Here is a 19,679-nt window from a genome sequence, read left to right as displayed (position 1 = left end):
GCCATACCGGGGAGGACAAAACGGGGAAGCGCACCGCGGGCGGCTCGCTCCCCATTGCCGGCGATCCGCCGTCCGCTATTGCCCGGCCGGCTTTGCCGCCACCTCGTCGAACAAACCGCCCGCCGCAGCCGGATCCGGGTTGGTGCCGCCCAGCGCGTTGCCAATTCCCTTCAGCGCCTCGCCGACTTCACTCGGAATGATCCACAGCTTGTTCGAGCTGCCCTCGGCCAACTTCGGCAGGGTTTGCAGGTACTGGTAGGCCAGCAGCTTCTGGTCCGGGTTTCCCCGGTGAATGGCATCGAAGACCTTCTGGATGGCCTGCGCCTCACCGTCGGCACGGAGGATCGCCGCTTTGGCGTCGCCTTCCGCGGCAAGGATGGATGCCTGCCGCTGGCCCTCTGCAGTGAGGATGGCCGACTGCTTGGTGCCCTCGGCCGTGAGGATGGCCGCGCGCCGGTCGCGTTCAGCGCGCATCTGCTTTTCCATCGAATCCTGGATGGAGTGCGGAGGATCGATGGCCTTGAGTTCGACGCGCGAAACCCTGATGCCCCAGCGCCCCGTGGCTTCGTCCAGGACCCCGCGGAGCTGTCCGTTGATTTGGTCACGAGAGGTCAGGGCCTCTTCAAGGTTCAAGCCGCCCACCACATTGCGGAGTGTGGTGGTGGTGAGTTGTTCCACGGCCTGGATGTAGTTGGCGATCTCGTAGGTGGCGGCACGGGGATCTGTGACCTGGAAGTAGACAACGGTGTCGATCGAAACCACCAGGTTGTCCTCGGTGATGACCGGCTGCGGCGGGAACGAAACCACCTGCTCGCGGAGATCCAGGAGCGGCAGGAGCCGGTCCACGAAGGGGATGAGGATCGTCAGTCCCGGATTCAGCGTGCGCTGGTATTTCCCGAGCCGCTCCACAACGCCCGCCCGGGCCTGCGGAATGATCCGGACCGACCGGACAAGGACGATGATCACGAAGACGATCAGGACCACCAGCACGATGGCCATGGCCGCTCCTCCTGCGTTTTCCATGGAACTCCTTTTCCCCCAATTGTTGAGGCTGTATCAGGACTGCCCAGTTACAGCCGGCGGTGGCGAAACCACGGCGGTGGCACCCTCAATGGCTGCCACTACCACTTTTTGCCCGGCAGGAAGGACCCCGCCGGCCGAACGTGCGCTCCAGATGTCGCCGCCGATCTTCACCAGGCCCCCATCCGGGCTGACTGCTTCCATAACCACGGCCGGTTCACCGATCAGCCGGTCCACGTTGGTGCGCTGCCCGGCCGGACCCTTTTTCAGGTGGGACAGCGCCACCGGCCGGACGAAGGCGATCATCAGCAGGGATACGATGCAGAAAACGACGATCTGCAGCCAGCCGTCGGCACCGGCGAAGTCGGCTGCGAGTGCGGCGAGGGCGCCACCGCCGAGCATGATGAAAAACAGGTCAAGGGTGATCATCTCGATCACTGCAAACGCCAGGAAAGCCGTGAGCCACAGGGCCCACCAGTTTTCCCCCAACCATTCGAACACTGTTCCCCCTTCGCCACCGGGGCACGCGTCCGCGAACCCGCCGGTAACTGTCCTTCCATCCTAGTCCGGGGGGTCAGTGCTGTGGGCGGCGCTTCCCGCAGCCGGCGGGATAGTGGCCAAGTCGTTATGCGGCCCCGGAACCTTTGGGGCGGAAGATGTGCAGGCGGAACAGGGCTTCGGCCCGGATGGGTTCCAGCTGCTCCTGGAGATTCCCGTAGATGGCAGCGCGGTCCAGATGGTGGCCGGCCGGACCCATAAAGGCAAGGTCCGCTGCTTCCGCCCGGGTCAGGGCCAGCGGGATGTCGATGTTGATGCTTTCGTCCAGGTCGAAATGGCCGGCCATGGCTTCCGCGAGCCGGTGGTCCTTCCCTTCCTCGATGGCAAGCATTCCCGCAACGGCTGCCAGGCCGGCGAGGTGGCCTTTGCGTGGTGTCACCACCATCAGGCGTCCGCCGGGCCGAAGGACGCGTGAGAATTCGGCGGCATTGCGGGGCGCGAACACAACCGTGACGGCATCCACAGCATTATCCGCGAGGGGCAACCGGCGCCAGACGTCCCACACCAGCGTGACAGCGTCCGGGTTCAGCCGGGCAGCGCGCCGCAACGCGAACTTCGAGATGTCGAGCCCTACTGCGGCGGGCTTGCAGCCCCTTGCGGCCGCAGTGTCCAGCAGGACCCGAAGGTACTGCCCGGTTCCGGTGCCGGAGTCCAGCACCGCCGGCTCCTGCGGGGAAAGGCAGGGCACGACGGCGGCAGCCAGGGCATCTGCCAACGGCCGGTAATGGCCTGCAGCCAGGAAATTGAAGCGGGATTCCACCATGGCGGCGGAGTCCGCCTCGAAAGGTGTGCCCCTACCTACCAGCAGGTTGAAGTAACCCTGCCGCGCGGCGTCGAAGCTGTGCCTGGACGGACAGGCAAGGCGGGCCGGACCGGCCTCGGTTGGGTTTGTAAAGCCCAACGGATCGGAGCACACCGGGCACAGCAGGGGAAGGTCGGTTGCAGCGGGCACTGCACTATCTTAGGGGCCGGCCGCCACCCCCGCCCGCAGCCCGGATGCTTGCTGGGGTAAGCGGGGACGTCAGCCGATGCTGATGCCTGCCGGGCCGTCGTCGAACCCAAGGCCCTCCTGCGCCCTGCCGATTCCGGCCTCGGCCCAATGCGCGGCGTACTCGCTGTTGGTGCTCAACGAGCGAAGCTGGGCACGGTCCAGGTAGAGAATGCCGTTCAGGTGGTCCGTTTCATGCTGCATGATCCGCGCCTGCCAGCCGGTGAACTCCCGCTGCACGGCTGCGCCGTCGGGCGTCTCGAACTCCAGCAGCACCGTCTCCGGCCGGGCCACCACGGCCTGAAGCCCGTTCACGGACAGGCACCCCTCGTAAAAGGAGGCCAGCCCCGGTCCTTGCGGACGGTACCGCGGATTCACGATCGCCATGAACTCCAGCGGACTCCTGTTGCGGAGGGCGGCGGCTTCCGGATCGACGTCATACTGGTCCTCGACAACCGCAAGCTGGAGGGGAATGCCCAACTGGGGCGCCGCCAGTCCTACCCCAGGCGCCTCATGCATGACCTGGCGCATGACCTCTATCAGCCGGCCCAGCTGGCCGGCTGTTAGTTGGCCCTCGTATGCGGCAGCCCGCTGCCGCAGGACTGGGTGGCCGGCCTGTACGATCGGGGGCAGTGTTCCTGCTGACAGGATCCGCTCGACCGAGTCACGGATCTGCTCTGCATTCCTGGTGGTTCCGGGCACGGTTCGGGTCATGACGAAAGCCTAGTCCCCGCGGCATGCAGCCGGGACCGGCTATGGTCATACTTATGGCTGCCATCCCCACACCCCGTGCCCCGCAGGACCTCGTTCTTGCGTTCCTGCGTGCACTGGAAGCCGGTGGGGGAGCGGACGCCATCAGCCCGTACCTTGCCGACTCGTTCATCCTGACGGAGGCTCCCCACCTGCTGGCGCCGGAGGGGGCCACCCGAACGCTGGCCGAGGTCCTGGCGGGCGCGGACCAAAGTTCAGAGGTTGTGGCCGGCCAGAAGTTCAGCGTCCGGCGCACCACCTGTGAAGGCAGCCGGGTAGCAGTGGAAGCTGACTGGTCGGCGACGGTCCTGATGGATCTCCGGTACTGGGACGCGGGGGAAACGATCCGGGCAAGGACATCCTCGGTTTTCGAAGTACGAGACGGCAGGATCGTAAGCCAGGACAGCTACGACTGCTACTACCGCTGAAGCAGGCGTGCGGGCTGCCGCCGTCGTTATTGCATGGTGAACCGGCGGGCCACCCACCGGTTCACGGCCGGTGTTGCAGCTGCGGCTCCGATGCCGGCGTTGCGGAGGCGGAGCAAGGGTGCCGGCAGGGGGCGCCCGAGCAGCATGTTGATTTCCGACTGCCGCCTGGCCAGGGTGGCTGCGCGGCGCCGTTCCCCTTCAAACTGCCGGAACTCATGGTCCAGCGGCCTGCCGGCCAGGGCGTCGCGGAGCAGGGGAACCAGTGCCTGCGCATCCAGCCAGCCAAGATTCATGCCCTGCCCGCCGATGGGGCTGATTTCGTGGGCGGCGTCCCCGACCAGGACCGTCCGCCCCACCACTGCGCGGCACGCCAGCGTGGACCGGACGCTGAAGGCGCTGACCATGGTGTTCGTGGCGGCATCAGGCAGGATGCCGGTGCGGTGCTCCACCATCCGCGCCAGTTCCCCTGCCCCTGCCTCACCCGCCGGCGCTGCGAGGCGGACCACCCAGCGGCGCTTTCCGTCCGGAAGCGGGAATGATTCAACAATGCCGTCCCGTTCGAGGAACAGAACCGCCATGTCCCCGTGGAGGCGGGAGTCGGCAAAATCGCCCATGAGGTAGTGGTCCGGGTAGGTTCTCCTCCGCACCGGTACCGCCAGGGCATCCCTGATCCGCGATCTTGCACCGTCTGCGGCCACCACCAGGGACGCCGTAATTGTCCGCTGCTCGGCCGGTGCACCCGGCTGCGCGTTGACCGCCACGGTCACGCGGCCGCCGTCGTCCGTCACACCCGTGGCCTCCACGCACCGCACCAGGGCCTCGCTGTCGAGGCAGCGAACCCGTTCCTCCAGGAGTTGCTCGGTCCGCGACTGGGGGAGGGCAAGCACAAACGGGAAAGCGTCAGAGACGCCGTCGAATGGCATGACGCCCACCGTTTTGCCGCCGCTCATGGCCATTCCCGTGCGGATCTGCACCCCCTCGCGCACCAGGGACGGCGCCACCTGGACGGCGTCCAGCGCCGACAGCGCCGGGGGATGGATGCCGATGGCACGCGAATGCTGGTTCGGGAACTTCCGCCGCTCCAGCACGCGGACCGATATCCCCTGCTGAAGCAGCGCGGCGGCCAGGTAGAGGCCCACAGGGCCGCCGCCGACGATCACCACGTCAACAGTCATGGTCAGTTCCGCCGAAAGCTGAGGACCTGGTGGAAGCCTGTGCTGCGTTCCACTGACCAGCCCGCAGGAGCGATGGCCCGAAGTTCCTCCGGGGTGTAGCTCCGCCGGATGGATGTCAGTCCGTCTGTACGGATGAACGAGTCCCGGAAGGGCAGTGCGGCCACGCTGAACAGGGCGAAAGCCGCAGGGCTGCGGCGGAGGTCGTTGTGCAGGGCTTTCCGTCCGGCCAGCGCTTCCGAGTGCTCCAGCAACTGCTGGACCTCGTCCTCGGCCAGGTGGTGAAGGACGTGGTTGGAGATCACCACGTCGTAGGACCGGCCCTCGTCCACCAGGTCCGCGCTGTGCGCTGCGCGGAACTGCACGCCGTGCACCGGAGGCCGCTTCTGCGCGAAGGACGCGGCACGCGGATCCGGGTCGATGCCCGTGATATACAGGGTGAACCCGTCACGGAGCGCCCACCGGGCAAGCATCACCGCCACATCGCCGCCGCCCGAACCGATGTCCAGGAGCGACGCTGGCCCCTCTGCCAGCAGCGGTCGCAACTCCCGGACGTAAAGCCTCCGCCAGCCGCTGAGCGTCCTGTTGATCACGGCGAACTGGCGGTAGGTGTTGTTGAGGCGGTGCGGATCGCAGTCCGGCAGGTCCATCAGCTCCACTGCCGTGCTGGCACGCTCCCGCAGGAGAAACCCCACGTCCGTCAGGCCACCGGCGCTTCGACTGCCACGGGCTGCAGCAGGTGGTCCGCCTTTCCGCCTCCCGGTGCCTGCCGCAGCTTGGTCAGGAGGGCGGTCTCCACCGTCAGTCCCGGCCCGAAGGCCATGGAGCAGATACGCCCGCTCCCGGCCCCGCCTGTGGATTCCCCGGGTTCCATCTCCTGCTCAAGGATGTGCTTGAGGACGAAGAGGACGGTGGCACTGCTCATGTTGCCGTAGTTCCGCAGTACTTCGCGGGCAGGTACCAGTTGGCGGTCCGTGAGGCCCAGCCGGGACTGGATCTTGTCGAGGATACTCCGCCCGCCGGGGTGGATGCCCCAGTGCTGGATATCGGTGTAGGGGAGTGCTGCCAGTTCCGGTTCGCGGGCCAGAAGGGGCTGCAGGGCGCCTGAGATGTGGTCGTCGATGATGTGCGGCACGTAGTTACCGAGCACCATTTCGAAGCCGTTGTCACCGATATTCCAGGCCATGGAGTCCTCGCCCACCGGGGTAAGGACAGTTTCAAAGTGGTCCAGCTGGAGGAGCGCCTTGTCTGCCGCGTCCGGGCGGGCAGTGACGACGGCGGCAGCGGCCCCGTCCGCGAAAAGGGCAGAGCCCATGATGGTGTCAGGGTCATTGGAAGTCCGGACGTGCAGTGAGCACAGTTCGGCGCACACCACCAGGACGACGGCGTCGGGGTCGGCTTCGCAGAAAAGCTTGGCGGCACGCAGGGCAGGGAAAGCCGCATAGCAGCCCATGAAGCCCAGGTGATAGCGCTGGACTGCCGGACTCAGGCCGAGCTCCCGCACGATCTTGTAGTCGGGCCCCGGGTTGAAGAATCCAGTGCACGAAACCGTCACCAGATGAGTTATGTCAAGTAAATCGAGTTCCGGGCAGCCTTCCAGGGCCGCTCGTGCAGCTTCCACAAAAAGTTTGGTGGCCTCGCGGGCAAAGATGTCGTTCCGGACTTTGGTGCTCGGGTCAAGGAGGAGCCCTGAGTCTGAATCGTAGAACTGGGGGTCGTCCGCGCGGAAGTCGTTGGTGAGTTCATCGATGGCGGTGAATCTCGTGTCAATGGCGGCCGAGTCGAAGCAGGTGCTCACCAGCCGTGATCCCAGCCTGTTCAGACCCGGCTGGGCGGCGAACACGTCGCGCGCCTCCGACTGGATCAACATAGTTTTCGGAACTGCAGTTTCGAGTGAACGCACGTAGACCGTCATTGACTCATTCTTAACGAGGCGCCACCTTAAGACAATGGCACGCGCGGTTGACCTGCGGAACTACCCTGACGCGACGGCCTGCCGAGGACGAGGATACGTCCAGGCTCCTGCCAGCCCTTCTTAAACGCCGATAATCTACATTATGTCAAGTAAAGGGATTTGCCGCTCCCCGTCGCCGGCGTCCCACTACCGCCTGGTGCCGATCCCCGCTCCCACTATGGCGCCGATGCCCAGTCCCACAGCAAAACCGATGAAGGGGCTGTCGAAAACTGCCAGCCCAAGGGTGATGCCGGCTGCGGCTCCCAACAGGCAGCAAATCCACAGTGGCTTGTTCACGGAACCCCCAGACTTCTGCCTGCTACGGAAATAACCGCAGACTACTTCATAGACTGCCGGAAATGCCCCACAACAATCAGAAGACAGGTAGCAACCCGGAGCGAATCAGGTACCACCCACTGATGCAGCCGGAACGCCGGCGTCCTAGAGTCCTTGCATAGGTCCTGCTGTCGCGGGCAGGAAGAATTCCCATCCAGCGCGTTCTTCGCCAGCTTGCTTGAGCAGTTGGGCAGCGGTGCACACTTCCATTTCCGGGAGGTTTCCATGCCCCTCTCCCCCGATCGCGACAACAAGCAGGCCGTGTTTCCACAGTTGCCCCAACTCCTGGTTCCTGGAATCCAGAAAATCACGACGGATGAGGCCCTACGGCAGGCTCCCGGCACACCCGTGGTCATGCTCCGCCCGGTTCCGGTCAGGGTTCGCGGCGCAACCGGGTATGCCATCGCCTACACCGTGACCCACGTCCTGGTTGCAGGCCCAAGCGACGGCGGGTACCAGGCATGGTGGGAAGCCAGCTGGCTGGTGCGCAAACTGCGCAGCGCTGACTTGCGGGAATTCTGAAACCAGCACCCGCTCAGCCGTCATAAGCCTTCTGCAGTTCAGCGATGTCCAGCTTCCGCATTGCCAGCATGGCCTGCATCGCACGTTGCGAGCCCTCCGGGTCCAGGCCGGCGATCAGCGACGGCAGGACCGATGGGACCACCTGCCACGACACCCCGAACCTGTCCCGCAGCCAACCGCACATACTCTCGGTGCCGCCGTCGGACAAAGCGTCCCAGTAGCGGTCCACGGCAGCCTGGTCCTCGCAGTCCACCACGAAGGACACCGCCTCCGTGAAGCCTGACGAGCGCGCCCCGTTCAGTGCGGTGAAGGCACGGCCCTCCAGTTCGAATTCGACCGCAATTGCCTCCCCCGGCGTCCCCGGACCTCCTTGCCCGAAACGCGAGACATTGAGGATCCTGGCATCCTCGAAGATGCCCGTGTAGTAGTTGGCTGCTTCCTCCGCCTGGTTCTCGAACCACAGGCACGTTCCAATACGACGTGGCATTCCTGCTCCCTTCCGGCTCGAGCCTAATGCGGCTCGCCCCTGCCGGGAACAGGCCGCTAGGCTCGAATCCATGAATGTTCTGAATGCAAAGCCCACGGGGACTGCCTCACCAGTCACCGTGGCAGGCGCAGTGATGACAGACGCAGTCCTGATCCTCGTGTTCGCTGCCATCGGCCGCGACGCTCATCAGCGCGGAGACGTCGTCGCGGGGGTGCTGCTCACGGCATGGCCGTTCCTGGCGGGGGCAGCAGCCGGCTGGCTGATCACATGCGCATGGCGGCACCCGCTGTCAGTGCGAAAAGCGGGCATCGGAGTATGGCTTGGCAGCCTGGTTGTCGGCATGCTGCTGAGAGCCATCACCAACCAAACCGTGGTATTGCCCTTCGTAATCGTGGCCCTGATCAGCCTGGGCGTCCTGCTGCTGGGCTACCGCCTGGTCATCTCCGCATACCACCGCCGGAAAAGCGCATGACCCTGCAATGGGGCGGACCGGCCCGTGCCGCCAGCCGATGATGTAATAGGCTGGCAGCACTGAAAAGGGCGCCGGGCACCGGCACTGCCCAACTGATCCGGAAGGGTTTATCGTGATCACCGCATTCGTTCTGATCAAGACCGACGCTGCCCGCATTCCCGAGACCGCGGAGGAGATTTCGGCGCTCGACGGAATCAGCGAAGTGTATTCAGTCACAGGAGAATGGGACCTGATCGCAGTGGCCCGGGTGCACCGGCACGAGGATCTGGCCGAAGTCATCGCAGACCGGCTCTCCAAGGTGCCCGCGGTGGTTCACACCACAACCCATATCGCCTTCCGCGCCTACTCCCAACACGACCTGGACGCGGCATTCTCGCTCGGTTTCGAACAGTAGCGGCACTACTGCACCGTCAGCGAAACCCACTTATCCAGGACAGCGGCGGCAGCCCCGGAGTCGATTGATTCGGCCGCACGGGCGTAAGCACTTCGCATCCGGTCCAGGAGTGGCCCGTCGGCGGCACGGTCGAAGGCCACAAGGCCCGCGGCCGCATTGAGCAGCACGGCGTCCCGGATGGGTCCTTCCTTTCCTGCCAGCACTTCCCGCACCACGGCTGCGTTGGCCTGCGCGTCGCCTCCCCGCAGCTGGTCCACAGCGGCCAGGCTGATCCCCAGCTCCTGCGGTGAGAACGAGAGCTCGGCCACCTGTCCGCTGCGGATCTCCCAGACAGTGGACGGACCCGTCGTCGTGAGTTCGTCGAGGCCATCGTTGCCCCTGAACACCAGGCCCCGGCTCCCCCGCTGCGCGAGCACGCCCGCCACAAGCGGGGCCATCCTGGCATTGGCAACCCCTACGGCGGACGCCTGCACCTGCGCCGGGTTGGTCAGCGGCCCCAGGAAGTTGAAGGCGGTGGGGATTGCAAGCTCCCGCCTGGGGACAGCGGTATGGCGGAACGACGGATGGAAAACCTGGGCAAAGCAGAAGGTGATTCCTGCCACTTCGGCATTGCGCGCCACCTGGGCGATGGACAGGTCCAGGCGGACGCCCAGCGCTTCCAGCACGTCCGCAGATCCCGACGACGACGACGCGGCCCGGTTGCCGTGCTTGACCACTTTGGCGCCCGCTCCGGCAGCGACGAGGGCCGCCATCGTGGAGATGTTTACAGTGTTCAGCTGGTCCCCGCCGGTTCCGACAATGTCCAGCTTTTCGCCGGAGATTTCCACGGGGTTGGCATGGGCAAGCATGGCCTCCACAAGCCCGGAAAGCTCCTCAACGGTCTCGCCCTTGGCGCTGAGGGCCACGAGGAACCCCGCGATCTGGGCCGGCGTTGCCTCTCCGGACATGATGGTGTCCATCGCCCAGGAGGTGTTGTCCGCGGTGAGGTCCCTGCCGCCGATCAGTGCCGAGATCAGCCGTGGCCAGGTGTTGACGGACGCTGCAGAAGCCTGTGAAGTCACCTCCTGATGCTATCGAGGGAAACCGTGGAGTGACCAATGTGAACGGGCGCGGGAACTTTTTCCGGCAATTTCGTGTCTTTGTAGAAAAAGTGCCCCGAAAAGGCGGTTTGCGTTGGGCAGCACGGACTTTTGCAGACATAATGTCTATGTGACATCTGCGACCCATGCCCCCAGTACCCCGGCGCACCCCACGCTGAACCGCCCGAATATGGTTTCCGTCGGAACCGTCGTCTGGCTGTCCAGCGAGTTGATGTTCTTCGCCGGCCTCTTCGCCATGTACTTCACCCTGCGCTCTACCAGCGCGCAGATGTGGGCGGACGAGACGGCCAAGCTCAACTTCCCCTTTGCGCTCGTAAACACGATCATCCTCGTGGCCAGCTCCTTCACCTGCCAGATGGGCGTCTTCGCCGCTGAGCGGCTCCAGCCGCGGCGGACCGGTGGCGTTTTCCAGTTCTCCCGCTGGGGAATGAACGAATGGTTCATCCTGACGTTCGTCATGGGCGCGATCTTCGTCGGCGGCCAGTCCACCGAGTACGCCATGCTTGTTTCCGAACACGTCTCGCTGTCCTCCAACGCTTACGGCTCAGCCTTCTACATGACCACCGGTTTCCACGGCCTCCACGTGATCGGCGGGCTCATCGCCTTCCTGCTCATCATCGGCCGCGCGTTTGCCGCTAAGAAGTTCGGCCACTTTGAAGCAACGTCTGCGATTGTCACCTCCTACTACTGGCACTTCGTGGATGTCGTGTGGATCGGCCTCTTCCTGGTCATCTACGTGCTGAAGTAGCCAGCTTTGAATCTTTTTCTACAAGAGGCAGAATTTCAGGTAGCGGCTCCCGGAGCCGGCGCAGGAACGACTAAAGGAACCACCACGTGAAGGCACTCTCACAAAAGCGGCGTCACCCACTTGCAGCAATAGCGCTGCTCCTGATGGGGCTTCTCCTCACGGGTGGGCTGTACGCCGTTGCCACCACCGTCAACGAGGCGAAAGCTTCCTCCACCACGTACAGCGCCAACGACGTGGAAGAAGGCGGCAAGCTTTTCGCAGCCAACTGCGCCACCTGCCACGGCATGGGTGCAAGTGGAACGCAGGACGGCCCATCGCTGGTGGGCGTAGGTGCTGCCGCAGTGGACTTCCAGGTGGGCACCGGGCGCATGCCGATGCAGATGAACGGCCCGCAGGCGCTTGAGAAGCCGGTTCAGTTCAACGATGAGCAGACCCAGCAGCTTGCAGCCTATGTCGCTTCCCTGGGCGCCGGTCCGGCCATCCCTGATGAAAGCCTGCTGGACGAAGGCGGTAACGCAGCCGTTGGCGGCGAACTCTTCCGTACCAACTGCGCCATGTGCCACAACGCAGCTGCGGCCGGCGGTGCGCTGACGCGGGGCAAGTTCGCTCCGGGGCTGGAGGACACCTCCGGGAAGCACATTTACGAGGCAATGGTTACCGGACCGCAGAACATGCCGGTCTTCAGTGATTCAAACATCACTCCTGAGGGCAAGCGCGACATCATCACCTTCCTGAAGCAGATCGAAACCACAGGCTCCCCCGGCGGTGCAGCCCTCGGTTCCCTGGGTCCTGTTGCCGAAGGCCTGTTCGTCTGGGTTGCCGGGCTCGGCGTCATCATCGCCTTCACCATCTGGCTGACCTCCCGTACGTCCTGACGTCGGATTGGGCACATGAATTACTGCTGCACCATCAGCAGGTTGATATTGGAAACTAACCCGGCAACCGCCGGGACGAGAGAAGGATGAGGCGAATTATGGGCAACCATAGTGACGGCAGTCCGAACCACTCGGGCACCGTAGCTACGGCTGGTCAGAATGAGGTGGAGAAGTTCCAGGACCCTGGAATTCCCCCGCACCGTTTGCGCCTGGCTGACACGGACCCGAAGGCCGCAAAGCGGGCAGAACGGCAGGTCGCCTTTCTGTTTGGCATTTCTGTTGTTGGAACTGTGATCTTCCTGGTGGCGTACTTCGCCATCGACCTCGGTGTCGGTGAATCCACCATCGGCACCATCCGGCTGCAAAACATGCTGTTGGGCCTTGGCACCGCTTTCGCGATGCTCGGCATCGGAACCGGCATTGTGCACTGGGCCAAGGCCTTGATGCCGGACCACGAAGTCTCCGAGGAACGGCACGCCATCCGCTACGAAGAGGACCGCAAGGCCGCCGTGCGCATCGTGGACGACATCGTTGAGGAAACGGGCATCAAGCGCCGGCCGCTGATCCGCAACACGCTCCTCGGCGCCGTTGCCCTCGCCCCGCTTCCGGCCGTTGCCATCTTCGGTGACCTTGGCCCGCGTCCGGACGAGAAGCTTGCCCACACGATGTGGGCCCCCCAGGACGGTAAGCTGAAGCGCCTTGCCCGCGACCCCGACGGCACGCCCATCCGGGCAGCTGATGTCACCATCGGCTCGGCCTTCCACGTCATCCCCGAGGGCCTCAACGAACTCCACGAGGGCAAGCTCAACGAAAAAGCCAAGGCTGTTGTGCTCCTCATGCGCCTGGATCCGGCGTCGCTGAACCCTTCCCCGGGACGCGAGGAATGGGGTTACAACGGCATCGTTGCCTACTCCAAGATCTGCACCCACGTCGGCTGCCCTGTTGCTCTGTACGAGCAGCAGACGCACCACCTGCTGTGCCCGTGCCACCAGTCCACCTTTGACCTCACGCAGGAGTGCAAGGTGATCTTCGGCCCTGCCAGCCGGCCTCTCCCCCAGCTGCCCATCGCAGTTGATGACGAGGGCTACCTGGTCGCTACCAGCGACTTCAAAGAACCCGTAGGACCAAGTTACTGGGAGCGTGATATGCATGAGCGCAGCATCGACAGCTGAGCCCGCTTTCGTCGCCAAAACCAAGACCGGCCGGTTTACCGACTTCGTCGATTCACGTGTCGGCGGATCGGGCATCCTCCGGGAGTTCGGCCGCAAGGTCTTCCCCGACCACTGGTCCTTCATGTTCGGCGAAGTGGCCCTGTACTCCTTCGTCATCCTGCTGCTCTCGGGCACGTTCCTGACGTTCTTCTTCGATCCGTCCATGGCGGAAACGCACTACGAGGGTTCGTATGTTCCCCTCAAGGGCGTCGAAATGTCCGTGGCGTACAGCTCGTCCCTGAACATCTCCTTCGATATCCGTGGCGGCCTCTTCATGCGCCAGGTGCACCACTGGGCAGCCCTGCTGTTCGTGGCTGCCATCGCAGTGCATATGCTCCGCGTGTTCTTCACCGGCGCCTTCCGCCGGCCGCGTGAAATGAACTGGGTTGTGGGCGGCGTGCTGCTCATCCTGGCGATGGCTGCCGGCTTCACCGGCTACTCCCTTCCCGATGACCTGCTGTCCGGCAACGGCCTGCGCATCATCGACGGCGTAATCAAGTCCATCCCGGTCGTCGGCACGTACATCTCGTTCTTCCTCTTCGGCGGCGAGTTCCCCGGCACGGCCATCATCGGACGCCTGTACGTGCTCCACATCCTGCTGGTTCCGGCATTGATCCTCCTGATGATCGTGCTGCACCTGTTCATGGTGGTCATCCACAAGCACACGCAGTACCCCGGCCCCGGCCGCAACGACAACAACGTTGTCGGATACCCCCTGGGCCCGGTCTACGCGGCCAAGGCCGGCGGGTTCTTCTTCATCGTCTTCGGCGTCCTGGCCCTGATGGCCGGCTTCTTCACGATCAACCCGATCTGGAACTACGGTCCGTACGACCCCTCCCCCGTGTCCGCCGGTACCCAGCCCGACTGGTACATCGGCTTCGTTGACGGCGCTCTCCGCCTGATGCCGGGAACCCTCGGCGACTGGCAGGTCGAGCAGGTATGGTTCGGCTACGTCTTCTCGTTCAACGTGCTGCTGCCCGCCCTGGTCCCGGCCGGCATCCTGTTCACCGTGATGTTCGCCTACCCGTGGATCGAGCGGTGGATCACCAAGGATGACCGTGAGCATCATGTTCTTGACCGTCCGCGCAACGCCCCCACCCGGACGGCTATCGGCATGGCAGGTTTCGTCTGGTACTGCGTCATGTGGGCGGCCGCAGGTTCCGACCTCATCGCAACCCACTTCGGCGTCTCGCTGAACGACGTCACGTACTGGCTGCGGGCGCTGTTCATCGTCGGCCCGTTCATCGCGTTCATCGTCACCAAGCGTGTGGCCCTGGCGCTCCAGCGCAAGGACCGCGAAATTGCCCTGCACGGCCGCGAAACCGGCCGCATCGTGCGCCTCCCGCACGGTGAGTTCATCGAAGTCCACGCCCCGCTCGACGAGTACAAGCGGTACAAGCTGGTTGGCTTCGAGTCTCCTGAGGTCCTTCCTGCCGTACCGAACGAGCACGGTATCGTGACCCGCAAGGAGAAGCGCCGCGCGATGCTTTCCAAGTGGTTCTTCGAGGACCGTGTTGCTCCGGCAACTCCCGCGGAGCTAGAAGCCGCACACGGTCATGGCCACGGCCACGAGGCCGTTGAGGCTCCCGAGGCAGCCAGGAGCCTGTCCCACTAGAGGTTCAAGAGTCATAAAAAAGAGGCCCGGTCCAATATGGACCGGGCCTCTTGTCATTGCCCGGCGTCCTGCCTGCCTGCCGTTGCTGGAGTTGTGGCAGGCAGGCAGAGGAATTCAGTGGTTCCGTGACCGCCGCGCCCCGGGCCGCTGCAGGGGCACCCACAGTTTGTACCGGTCGGCGCGGTAGTACGACACCGAGTAGTCCACCATCGCCCTGGCCACGAAGGCATGGCGCTGGATCTTCAGCAGCGGCGACCCCACTTCAACGTTGAGCAGGCGGGCGGTGGAGGGGGAAGCAGCGGTGGCCTCGATCATGTCTTCGCCCCATTCCATGACGAGCCCGTATTGCTCGCTCAGCACGTTGTAGAGCGATGTGGGCGGTTCACTGTCGAGCAGGCCCGGAACACGGTGGGCAGGAATGAAGTTTTCGTCCACGCTCATTGGTTCACCATCCGCCAGGAGCAGCCGGCGGAACCGGACCAGCGGAGTCCCTTCGTCGAGTTGGAGCTCGCGGGCCAGGAAAGCGCTGGCTCCAATCTGTTCAAAGCTGAGCACCCTGGCGGCAGGAACCATGCCGCGACGCTGCATCTCCTCGCTGTATGACGTCAGCTTGACCTGCAGGTCCAGCTTGGGCCGGCGGACGAAAGTCCCGAGCCCCACCACGCGTTCGATGACCTCCTCGCCGACCAGTGCGTCGATGGCCTGCCGGACTGTCATCCGGGCAAGGCCAAAACGCTCGGCAAGGTCGCGTTCCGACGGCAGGGCACTGCCTGGCGGGCAGGACTCCGAGATGTAGGTCCTCAGGATCTCGCGCAGCTGGATGTAGATGGACGTTCCGCTGCTACGGTCGATTTCGCCTTTGATGGCCTTAGCGCCAGCCGCCATGGTCCTCTCCCCTGCCTCGGCTTTTCCCCTTCCATGGTAGGGCAGGTCTAGACCAGGGATTCACAGCCATGGTGCCGTTTCGCCGCACCGATGGACCGGCCGCTATATTTGGTCAGGAAATTTGGTTGGCCGACGGATGGGGGCCGTCAGAACGAAGGAGTCCCCATTGGCAACACAAAAGGCCGTGGTCACGGCCTCTGTCGGGCTGCATGCACGTCCTGCTGCAGTCTTCGTCCGCGCAGTTACCGCTACGGGGCTTCCGGTGACTATTGCCAAAGACGGCATCAGCGGCGTGGATGCACGCTCGCTGCTGCAGGTCATGACAGCGGACTTCCACCATGGTTGCGAGGTGGAGCTGGCTATCAGCGAGAACGTGCTGGAAGACGTTGTGAGCCGTGAAAAGGCCAGCAGGGTGCTGCAGGAGCTCGGTGAGCTTTTGGAGTCGCAGGGCGCCGTTTAGGCCTGCCACGGGCGGAAGTCCGGCAAGCTGTGCGTCAGCAGGTTCCACTTAACGGCGGCGGGCCCCCACCCTAGGGTGGGGGCCCGCCGCCGTTATGTATTTTTACTGCCTAGTGGGCGTGGTCTCCACGGCTGTACTCGTACACCCAGCCCACGAGGGCAACAAGTGCGAGGCCCGCCGCGATGTAGAAAATCCACCAGCCGACAGCCAGGCCAAGGAAGCCGCCTGCGCAGGCCAGGCCGAGAACCAGCGGCCACCAGCTCCAGGGGCTGAAGTGACCCTGCTCGCCGGCACCCTCGTGGATTTCGGCGTCGCTGCGGTCCTCGGGACGGAGGCCCACGCGCTTACCGGTGAAGCCAAGGTAGCCGCCGATCATGCCGGCAAGTCCACCAACCAGCAGGATGCCCAGGATGCCCACCCATTCGCCCCAGTTGGTCAGGAAGCCATAAATCAGCGCGACCGGGACGAAGAAGAAAACTCCGGCACCAAAGATCCAGGATTCGATTTTCACTGTGCAGTGTCCTTCTGGTCGGCGTTGCCCAGCGCCTGGGCTGCGGGAGCGGGGGACTCAACGGTGTGGACCTGGCGGAGTTCCGGGTGGTGCAGATCAAGCGCAGGGCGCTCGGACCGGATCCGGGGCAGGGAGGTGAAGTTGTGCCGCGGCGGCGGGCAGGACGTAGCCCACTCCAGCGATGCGCCGAAGCCCCAGGGGTCGTCCACCTGGACCTTCTCGGCGTTACGCCAGGTGATGTACACGTTCCAGAAGAACGGGATCAGCGAGGCGCCCAACACGAAGGAGGCAACCGTGGAGAACTGGTTCATCCAGGTGAAGTTGTCCTCGACCAGGTAGTCCGCGTAACGGCGCGGCATGCCCTCAACACCCAGCCAGTGCTGGATCAGGAAGGTGCCGTGGAAGCCGAGGAACAGGAGCCAGAAGTGGATCTTGCCCAGGCGCTCGTTCAGCATCTTGCCGGTGAATTTGGGCCACCAGAAGTAGAAGCCGGCGAACATCGCGAACACCACGGTGCCAAACACCACGTAGTGGAAGTGCGCCACCACAAAGTAGCTGTCCGATACGTGGAAGTCCAGCGGCGGCGAGGCCAGGATGATGCCGGTGAGTCCACCGAAGAGGAACGTGATCATGAACCCGATGCTCCACAGCATGGGGGTCTCGAACGTCAGGGAGCCGCGCCACATGGTGCCGATCCAGTTGAAGAACTTCACGCCCGTGGGAACCGCGATCAGCATGGTCATGAACGCGAAGAACGGCAGCAGCACGGAACCGGTGACGTACATGTGGTGCGCCCACACCGTCACGGACAGCGCCGCGATGGCGATGGTTGCGTAGACCAGGCCCTTGTAGCCGAAGATTGGCTTGCGGCTGAAGACCGGGAAGATCTCGGACACGATGCCGAAGAACGGCAGGGCGATGATGTACACCTCGGGGTGGCCGAAGAACCAGAACAGGTGCTGCCACAGGACGGCGCCGCCGTTCTCCGGATCGAAGATGTGGGCGCCGAAGCGGCGGTCCGCACCGAGGGCGAAGAGCGCTGCTGCCAGCGGCGGGAAGGCCATCAGGACCAGGATCGCGGTGACCAGGGTGTTCCACGTGAAGATCGGCATCCGCCACATGGTCATGCCCGGGGCACGCATGCAGATGATGGTGGTGATGAAGTTGACGGCACCGAGGATGGTACCGAAGCCGGACAGGGCCAGGCCGAAGACCCAAAGGTCACCACCGATGCCGGGGCTGAAGGTGGTGTTGGACAGCGGCGCGTACGCGAACCAGCCGAAGGATGCAGCACCCTGCGGGGTGATGAAGCCGGATACGGCGATGGTGGAGCCGAACAGGAAAAACCAGAAGGCCAGGGCGTTCAGTCGCGGGAAGGCGACGTCGGGGGCGCCGATCTGCAGCGGCATGATGACGTTCGCGAACCCGGCAAAGAGCGGCGTGGCGAACATCAGCAGCATGACGGTGCCATGCATGGTGAACAGCTGGTTGTACTGCTCCTTGGTCTGCAGGATCTGCATGCCGGGCTCAAAGAGTTCGGCACGGATCAGCAGCGCCATGACGCCGCCCAGGCAGAAGAACACGAAGGACGCGATCAGGTACATGTACCCGATGGTCTTGTGGTCGGTGGAGGTGATCCAGTTGACGACGATGCGCCCCTTGGATTTGGGAACCACGGGAGCCGGCAGGACTCCGGTGGGTGCGGATTGAGTGTACGTAGCCACGTCGCTCCCCTTACTTAATTTCGTTCAGGTTCGGGTTGCGGTCGTACTCCACACCGAGGAGGCCCGTGTTGCCCGCTGCCTTCAGGTCGTCCATGTGTGCCTGGAACTCAGCTTCGGACACCACCTTGACGCGGAACAGCATTTCGGAGTGGTACTCGCCGCATAGTTCGGCGCACTTGCCGTCGTAGGTGCCCTCTTTAGTGGGGGTAAACCGGATGTAGTTGGTCTTGCCGGGGATCATGTCGCGCTTCTGCAGGAAGGCGGGAACCCAGAAGGAGTGGATGACGTCACGGGCGTTGAGCTCAAGGTCAACGGACTTGTTCACAGGCAGGTACAGCGTGGGGAGCCGCTCCATGTCGATGGTGTTGCCGGTGAGATGCGCCTGGACGCCGGCCTCGTACACGTCCTCTTCGATGACGTCGCCGGCCTTGTAGTTGAAGTCCCAGGCCCACTGCTTGCCACGGACGTCAACAACGACGTCGGCGGGCTGGGAGCGGTCATCGATGGCCTGCTGGTCGCGGTCGGTGAAGTAGAAGAACACCAGCACCATGAACAGCGGGATGGTCAGGTAGAAGACTTCCAGGGGGAGGTTGAAGCTGGTCTGCCGGGGGAATCCCACGGTGCCCTTGCGGCGGCGGTACGCCACGATGCACCAAACGATCAGGCCCCAGGTGATGATGCCCACAACCAGGGCGGCAATCCATGAGTTGACCCAGAGGTCCATGATGCGGTCGGTGTTGCTGGTGGTGCCACGTTCAGTGGGCAGCCAGCCCTTCTCTACCTCTGGCGAACATCCGGTCAAAACCAACGCGCCGGCAATAGCCAAGCCTGTGATCGTGGTGATCGTTTTGCGTCGGCTGCCGGTTCGGTTCTGCGAACTCACAGACGGCCCTTCCTACTTGTTGCTGTTGTCCGGGCAGCCGTCGGCGGCCCCGGGCACACGAAAAGTTTTACTACTCGGTGTAGAGCTTACCGCTACGCCGGGCGATTCGCCCACATGTCGGCGCCGTGCCCCCGTACCAATCCAGCTGGCAGGAGACACGGCGCCGGCACCGGGCGAAACAACCGGCTTAGTGGAAGGAATCTCCACAGGCGCAGGAGCCACCGGCGTTGGGGTTGTCGATGGTGAAGCCCTGCTTGGAGATGGTGTCCTCAAAGTCGATGCTGGCGCCGCTGAGGTACGGAACGCTCATCTTGTCCACTACGACCTCGACGCCGTCAAAATCACGGACGGCGTCGCCGTCGAGAAGGCGCTCGTCGAAGTAGAGCTGGTAAATCAGGCCGGAGCAGCCGCCGGGCTGCACGGCAACCCGAAGGCGCAGATCCGTGCGGCCTTCCTGCTCGAGAAGGCTGCGGACCTTGCCTGCGGCGACGTCGGTCAGGTTGACCTCGTGGACCGGCAGTTCGCCGGCAGCGCTGGTGGTTTCGGTGCTGTTCTCATTGGTTGCGGTGCTCATGTGGCCTACCTT

24 protein-coding genes are annotated in these 19,679 nt (G+C 64.0%); 9 read left to right on the top strand and 15 right to left on the bottom strand.

Annotation, left to right across the window (positions count from 1 at the left end; translation table 11 throughout):
* Nucleotides 1–75 precede the first annotated feature (75 nt).
* The 4 genes from FDW83_RS01320 to FDW83_RS01305 form a co-directional block, all read right to left on the bottom strand.
* Nucleotides 76–1,023, bottom strand: a complete 948-nt coding sequence (locus FDW83_RS01320) for an SPFH domain-containing protein (protein WP_138135812.1) — start codon at nt 1,021–1,023, stop codon at nt 76–78.
* A 33-nt stretch (nt 1,024–1,056) separates the two neighbouring features.
* Nucleotides 1,057–1,521, bottom strand: a complete 465-nt coding sequence (locus FDW83_RS01315) for an NfeD family protein (protein ID WP_138135811.1) — start codon at nt 1,519–1,521, stop codon at nt 1,057–1,059.
* Between the two features lie 124 nt (nt 1,522–1,645).
* Nucleotides 1,646–2,530 carry a putative RNA methyltransferase gene (locus FDW83_RS01310; protein ID WP_138135810.1) on the bottom strand — a complete coding sequence of 295 codons (885 nt, stop codon included), beginning with the start codon at nt 2,528–2,530 and terminating at the stop codon, nt 1,646–1,648.
* 69 nt (nt 2,531–2,599) lie between these two features.
* On the bottom strand, nt 2,600–3,280 hold the full coding sequence (locus FDW83_RS01305; protein ID WP_138135809.1) for a peptide deformylase: 681 nt from the start codon (nt 3,278–3,280) through the stop codon (nt 2,600–2,602).
* 53 nt (nt 3,281–3,333) lie between these two features.
* Between FDW83_RS01305 and FDW83_RS01300 the strand changes: the two genes are divergently transcribed.
* Nucleotides 3,334–3,744 (top strand): nuclear transport factor 2 family protein, encoded by a 411-nt coding sequence (locus FDW83_RS01300; RefSeq protein WP_138135808.1) that lies wholly within the window; start codon nt 3,334–3,336, stop codon nt 3,742–3,744.
* 26 nt (nt 3,745–3,770) lie between these two features.
* Here the strand turns inward: FDW83_RS01300 and FDW83_RS01295 are convergent, their stop codons facing one another.
* The 4 genes from FDW83_RS01295 to FDW83_RS19035 form a co-directional block, all read right to left on the bottom strand.
* Nucleotides 3,771–4,919 (bottom strand): NAD(P)/FAD-dependent oxidoreductase, encoded by a 1,149-nt coding sequence (locus tag FDW83_RS01295; RefSeq protein WP_138135807.1) that lies wholly within the window; start codon nt 4,917–4,919, stop codon nt 3,771–3,773.
* Between the two features lie 2 nt (nt 4,920–4,921).
* Nucleotides 4,922–5,611: a class I SAM-dependent methyltransferase gene (locus FDW83_RS01290; RefSeq protein WP_255469928.1), complete on the bottom strand. Its 690-nt coding sequence runs from the start codon at nt 5,609–5,611 to the stop codon at nt 4,922–4,924.
* A gap of 5 nt (nt 5,612–5,616) precedes the next feature.
* The gene (locus FDW83_RS01285) at nt 5,617–6,831 is read right to left on the bottom strand and encodes a type III polyketide synthase (RefSeq protein WP_138135806.1); all 1,215 of its coding nucleotides are present in this window, start codon (nt 6,829–6,831) and stop codon (nt 5,617–5,619) included.
* 186 nt (nt 6,832–7,017) lie between these two features.
* Complete coding sequence (locus FDW83_RS19035) at nt 7,018–7,167, bottom strand: hypothetical protein (RefSeq protein ID WP_171027404.1); 150 nt, start codon at nt 7,165–7,167, stop codon at nt 7,018–7,020.
* Between the two features lie 264 nt (nt 7,168–7,431).
* Here FDW83_RS19035 and FDW83_RS01280 point away from each other — a divergent pair, with 264 nt between their 5' ends.
* Entirely contained in the window at nt 7,432–7,728 is a 297-nt protein-coding gene (locus tag FDW83_RS01280; RefSeq protein WP_138135805.1) for a hypothetical protein, read from the top strand.
* 13 nt (nt 7,729–7,741) lie between these two features.
* On the opposite strand, the gene FDW83_RS01275 is transcribed toward FDW83_RS01280, so the two are convergent.
* Complete coding sequence (locus FDW83_RS01275; RefSeq protein ID WP_138135804.1) at nt 7,742–8,215, bottom strand: VOC family protein; 474 nt, start codon at nt 8,213–8,215, stop codon at nt 7,742–7,744.
* A 70-nt stretch (nt 8,216–8,285) separates the two neighbouring features.
* On the opposite strand from FDW83_RS01275, the gene FDW83_RS01270 reads away from it, so the two are divergent.
* The gene (locus FDW83_RS01270; RefSeq protein WP_138135803.1) at nt 8,286–8,687 is read left to right on the top strand and encodes a DUF3054 domain-containing protein; all 402 of its coding nucleotides are present in this window, start codon (nt 8,286–8,288) and stop codon (nt 8,685–8,687) included.
* A 112-nt stretch (nt 8,688–8,799) separates the two neighbouring features.
* Complete coding sequence (locus FDW83_RS01265; protein WP_138135802.1) at nt 8,800–9,081, top strand: Lrp/AsnC family transcriptional regulator; 282 nt, start codon at nt 8,800–8,802, stop codon at nt 9,079–9,081.
* Nucleotides 9,082–9,086: 5 nt separating this feature from the next.
* On the opposite strand, the gene trpD is transcribed toward FDW83_RS01265, so the two are convergent.
* Nucleotides 9,087–10,142, bottom strand: coding sequence for an anthranilate phosphoribosyltransferase (gene trpD / locus FDW83_RS01260; protein WP_138135801.1), 1,056 nt, complete (start codon nt 10,140–10,142; stop codon nt 9,087–9,089).
* Nucleotides 10,143–10,350: 208 nt separating this feature from the next.
* Here trpD and FDW83_RS01255 point away from each other — a divergent pair, with 208 nt between their 5' ends.
* From FDW83_RS01255 to FDW83_RS01240, 4 genes are all read left to right on the top strand, one after another.
* The gene (locus tag FDW83_RS01255) at nt 10,351–10,929 is read left to right on the top strand and encodes a heme-copper oxidase subunit III (protein WP_138136098.1); all 579 of its coding nucleotides are present in this window, start codon (nt 10,351–10,353) and stop codon (nt 10,927–10,929) included.
* A gap of 86 nt (nt 10,930–11,015) precedes the next feature.
* Entirely contained in the window at nt 11,016–11,804 is a 789-nt protein-coding gene (locus tag FDW83_RS01250; protein WP_138135800.1) for a c-type cytochrome, read from the top strand.
* A 98-nt stretch (nt 11,805–11,902) separates the two neighbouring features.
* Nucleotides 11,903–12,976: a ubiquinol-cytochrome c reductase iron-sulfur subunit gene (locus FDW83_RS01245; RefSeq protein ID WP_138135799.1), complete on the top strand. Its 1,074-nt coding sequence runs from the start codon at nt 11,903–11,905 to the stop codon at nt 12,974–12,976.
* Nucleotides 12,954–14,630, top strand: coding sequence for a ubiquinol-cytochrome c reductase cytochrome b subunit (locus tag FDW83_RS01240; protein WP_138135798.1), 1,677 nt, complete (start codon nt 12,954–12,956; stop codon nt 14,628–14,630). Before FDW83_RS01245 ends, FDW83_RS01240 begins: the two co-directional genes overlap by 23 nt.
* A 114-nt stretch (nt 14,631–14,744) precedes the next feature.
* On the opposite strand, the gene FDW83_RS01235 is transcribed toward FDW83_RS01240, so the two are convergent.
* Nucleotides 14,745–15,515, bottom strand: a complete 771-nt coding sequence (locus FDW83_RS01235; RefSeq protein ID WP_138135797.1) for a GntR family transcriptional regulator — start codon at nt 15,513–15,515, stop codon at nt 14,745–14,747.
* 166 nt (nt 15,516–15,681) lie between these two features.
* Between FDW83_RS01235 and FDW83_RS01230 the strand changes: the two genes are divergently transcribed.
* Nucleotides 15,682–15,975 carry an HPr family phosphocarrier protein gene (locus tag FDW83_RS01230; protein WP_171027402.1) on the top strand — a complete coding sequence of 98 codons (294 nt, stop codon included), beginning with the start codon at nt 15,682–15,684 and terminating at the stop codon, nt 15,973–15,975.
* A 109-nt stretch (nt 15,976–16,084) separates the two neighbouring features.
* Here the strand turns inward: FDW83_RS01230 and FDW83_RS01225 are convergent, their stop codons facing one another.
* The 4 genes from FDW83_RS01225 to FDW83_RS01210 form a co-directional block, all read right to left on the bottom strand.
* Nucleotides 16,085–16,486 (bottom strand): cytochrome c oxidase subunit 4, encoded by a 402-nt coding sequence (locus FDW83_RS01225; protein WP_138135795.1) that lies wholly within the window; start codon nt 16,484–16,486, stop codon nt 16,085–16,087.
* Nucleotides 16,483–18,210, bottom strand: coding sequence for a cytochrome c oxidase subunit I (ctaD, locus tag FDW83_RS01220; protein ID WP_138135794.1), 1,728 nt, complete (start codon nt 18,208–18,210; stop codon nt 16,483–16,485). Before ctaD ends, FDW83_RS01225 begins: the two co-directional genes overlap by 4 nt.
* Nucleotides 18,211–18,220: 10 nt before the next feature.
* A complete protein-coding gene (gene coxB / locus FDW83_RS01215; RefSeq protein WP_138135793.1) occupies nt 18,221–19,093 on the bottom strand; it encodes a cytochrome c oxidase subunit II in 873 nt (290 codons plus the stop codon).
* A 187-nt stretch (nt 19,094–19,280) separates the two neighbouring features.
* Nucleotides 19,281–19,667, bottom strand: a complete 387-nt coding sequence (locus tag FDW83_RS01210) for an iron-sulfur cluster assembly accessory protein (RefSeq protein WP_009359026.1) — start codon at nt 19,665–19,667, stop codon at nt 19,281–19,283.
* Nucleotides 19,668–19,679 lie beyond the last annotated feature (12 nt).

The organism is Pseudarthrobacter sp. NamE2, from assembly GCF_005796205.1.
Taxonomy (GTDB): Bacteria; Actinomycetota; Actinomycetes; order Actinomycetales; family Micrococcaceae; genus Arthrobacter.
Note: the sequence above shows the minus strand (reverse complement) of the source record. Positions and strands in the feature narration are given on the sequence as shown.